General features: G+C 45.5%; 1 pseudogene. It reads right to left on the bottom strand.

Going from position 1 to position 828, the window contains the following annotated elements:
* Window positions 1–795: pseudogene (locus NE619_RS17865) on the bottom strand (helicase); the annotation flags it as partial.
* Window positions 796–828 lie beyond the last annotated feature (33 nt).

Raw genomic sequence — 828 nt, 5'->3', positions numbered from 1 at the left:
ATCATTTTTGTCCATATCCAAAAGCGCATTCAGTTCTCCCAGTCTTGCAAGTTTTTCTGCCAGCTCTTTCTCTTGCGCAAATTCCTGCTTAGCTTCTTGCTTTGCTGTCGCAAGCCGCGCCTTTACCTGTATAAGCTGCTGCTGACAACTCTCACGTTTATCCTCCAATCGGGCAATGGCATTGTCCAGCCTTGTGATATTCCCATGTGCATCGGTACCCAGTGTTATAATATGGCTACGAGTTCCTTTTAGCGCGATTTGAAACTCTCGCTCAAAGGAATTATAGCGAAGTTCCATCGCAAAACCGCGATACTTGCCCACCGCCACAGGTTTGGGGGAATTCATCCGTCTGCAAGCCTCCAACAGTGCTTGCCCGGCTTTCTGTTTATCCCCATAGTCAGTTCCTTGAATCTCCATGATCGGAAAGATTTCTCTTTCGGCTGGTGTATGCTCCTTGGCGAGCCGGATATCCGTTTGATACGCTGCTATTTCCTGTTCCAACATTTCGATTTCTTTTGGAAACTTCCTTGTGACTTGATCCTCCAGATCATATTTTTGACTGAGGAAATTCTGTTTTAACAGCTGCAACTTTGATACCTGGACGTCTAAATCCATCTTTTCTTTAATCGCTGGGTTTCCACTGGCCAGCGCTTTGATCTCCGCATAGGAAAGTGCCACCTCGTCAATGTCCTCTGCGGTTCTGGCCGGGCTTTTCGAGGTCATAATCTGAGAAATGAATTTTTGCTTATTTTCGATGATTTGATAGAGATACGCATCAAAGGTGCCCTCTGTCACATAGCGAAGAATGGAAACCTTGTCATTTTGATT

Origin of the sequence: Anaerovorax odorimutans, from assembly GCF_024459955.1 — a bacterium.
Classification (GTDB): domain Bacteria; phylum Bacillota; class Clostridia; order Peptostreptococcales; family Anaerovoracaceae; genus Hominibacterium; species Hominibacterium odorimutans_A.
The sequence above is the reverse complement of the archived record's forward strand: the minus strand, read 5'-3'. Positions and strand labels throughout refer to the sequence as shown.